The sequence below is a fragment of the Vibrio scophthalmi LMG 19158 genome, from assembly GCF_000222585.1.
GTDB lineage: Bacteria > Pseudomonadota > Gammaproteobacteria > Enterobacterales > Vibrionaceae > Vibrio > Vibrio scophthalmi.
This window is the reverse complement of the sequence record NZ_AFWE01000106.1, coordinates 1-2,304: the sequence shown is the minus strand read 5'-3', so window position 1 is coordinate 2,304 and position 2,304 is coordinate 1. Positions and strand designations below refer to the sequence as shown.

3 protein-coding genes and 1 pseudogene are annotated in these 2,304 nt (G+C 40.8%); 3 read left to right on the top strand and 1 reads right to left on the bottom strand.

The window, feature by feature from the left end:
- Positions 1-351 (top strand): annotated as a pseudogene (locus tag RH88_RS08770) (IS5/IS1182 family transposase); the annotation flags it as partial.
- Between the two features lie 230 nt (positions 352-581).
- Here RH88_RS08770 and RH88_RS08765 read toward each other — a convergent pair.
- Positions 582-1,022 (bottom strand): hypothetical protein, encoded by a 441-nt coding sequence (locus tag RH88_RS08765; protein WP_005595096.1) that lies wholly within the window; start codon positions 1,020-1,022, stop codon positions 582-584.
- Positions 1,023-1,071: 49 nt separating this feature from the next.
- Here RH88_RS08765 and RH88_RS08760 point away from each other — a divergent pair, with 49 nt between their 5' ends.
- On the top strand, positions 1,072-1,332 hold the full coding sequence (locus tag RH88_RS08760; RefSeq protein WP_005595094.1) for a type II toxin-antitoxin system Phd/YefM family antitoxin: 261 nt from the start codon (positions 1,072-1,074) through the stop codon (positions 1,330-1,332).
- Complete coding sequence (locus tag RH88_RS08755) at positions 1,332-1,634, top strand: type II toxin-antitoxin system RelE/ParE family toxin (protein WP_005595092.1); 303 nt, start codon at positions 1,332-1,334, stop codon at positions 1,632-1,634. The genes RH88_RS08760 and RH88_RS08755 overlap by 1 nt, the downstream gene beginning before the upstream one ends.
- Positions 1,635-2,304 lie beyond the last annotated feature (670 nt).

The following is a 2,304-nucleotide window of genomic DNA, read 5'->3' as shown; positions in this document are numbered from 1 at the left end:
TCTGACGATGGTGCTTACGACACAATGTTGTGCTACGAAGCTATTCACGCTAAAAATGCTGTTCCGCTTATTTCTCCGAGGGAAGGCGCAGCCTTCTGGGAGCGTGGTCATACCCGTAATCTAGCGGTCGGTTGCCAGAAACTATCTGGTTCAAATAAGCATTGGAAAAAGAAGTACGGCTACCATAAACGTTCGATCTCGGAGACGGCGATGTTCCGTGTAAAAAAACTGCTCGGCGGTACATTAAGCTTAAGAAATTACAATGCTCAGGTTGGCGAGACTTACGCCATGATAAAAGCGTTAAACAAGCTCACAGGGCTAGGTATGCCTAAAACGGTAGCAATAGCCTAACAAGTAATCATGTTAGGCGCGTTTTTAACTAAAATCGAATTAGTAAACAAAGCCGTATTACACGACCGAAAAGTATTGGCAAGTTGGCTTTCTAAAGACATAAAAAATCCGATATTAGTTTCCTAATATCGGATTTTGAAGCCTTTTGAGGATCGGTCAAATGATCTCACAAATTTCTTAACTGAGCGGCATTACTCAATGAATGAGAGGCTTTTCCCGCTTATTGGCTGTTAATCTATTTGTCTCCATTTTGGCCAAAATGTACTACCCCACATATGATATTCTGTGAAGTTAGCTTTTCCTTGTGCTACGGAGTCTGGTGTAATTCTAGCTGCAATACCTGGAGTTCCATAAAAGCCATCATTCACTGTAGTAGTTAGAAATACATTTCTAGCGCCTTTTGGAATTGTGAATGTTAAGGGAACCCAAGCAAAAACAGAGTTACGTGAAAATTGAGCTTGATTTCCATCCTTATCCTTCCACGTTACTTTCATTTGGTAAGTGTAAGCCCCTTTACTGAGAACTTTTAACACAAAAGCCTCATCAAAAGTCTGCGTCTGGATTGCTGAACGTGATTGGGGCAGGCTATCCTCATTCACTGAATAGTAATAATCATCTAGCACATACCCATGGCGGTCTACTATCGCTTCTTCAGCGACAGAATCCTCCATTTTGATTAAATCGTTCGATTCGTTTACTATGAGCGAAAAGGAGATTGTTATGCAAACATTGACTGCGAATAATGCGAAAACAAAATTTGGTGATTTGTTAATGAAGGTTCAGCGTGAACCGGTTCAAATCTGCAAGAATGGTTCCCCTGTGGCAGTTATTATGTCATGTGATGAATATGAACAATTTGAAGCACTAAAACTAATGATGGTAAAAGCTCGATTCGAACAAGCAGAAAGAGACATTATTAATGGGCATCTGGTTGATGGTGACGCTTTTATGGAACAATTAGATCAAGGTAAGTTTGATTAATGGGAGAGTATAAACTTTCTTCTTCGGCTCAGTCCGATCTGATTAATATTCGTCGTTACACTCTCGATCATTGGGGGGAAACTCAATGGGCCAGTTATTTTAATGAGTTAAAGCAATCCATGTCTCTATTGGCGAGAAATGAGCTGATTGGGGTGGATATTCCCAACTTTGGCCATAATTATCGTCGGTTTCCGCTTAAAAATCATGTTATCTATTATATAAGAAAGCCAGATCATATTGTTGTTGCCGCTATACTGGGCCGAAATATGTCACCGGCGAAGCATTTCAAACGATTGTCTTAATTTATCTATGGTGCAGGGGAAAATGAGCCTTGTTCAAGACTCGCGGTCTGTTCAATAAGTCACACGTGACCATTAATCTATTCCGGTTAACAGGCATAGCTGATGAAAAGTTTTTGCACAAAACTAACAATCATATACTTAATTCCGATATAGTGCAGATGCTTGATTTAGAGCGACTTTTTCGGAGTTAGGGACAGGAATCTTACTACATCTGTGAAGGTCGCTCACTCTTGTCATTGAGCATGAGTGGGCAGCCTAATTTACGCGCTATTTAGAAGATCACAATCTACCATGTCTCTTTGACGTTCGAAGCCTGTTTTAAGAAACTGCTTTGTTCTGCGCCGTTTGGTCGTCAGCGCAATCTCTAGTCTTTGCTCATGCGTTCTTCGTCGCATCGTTTCTTGCGAGACGGTTATTTTCTTATGCTCTTTTAGCCACAGCTCTAAACGAAACTCCATACTATCAACAACCTCATGTGGATACACTAGGAACTAACTCCGTGATCGTGCCAATGCTAGGCAAAACCTGCAATGACAGGATAATGCTGCCATAAATGCACTTAGCTCCAATACTTATGATTGTTCATTCAAGCGCTATTACTGATAGACAACGGATTAAGAAATTAATTCGACACGAATTAGAGCCAACATGGTCTGATATGACGGCGTAT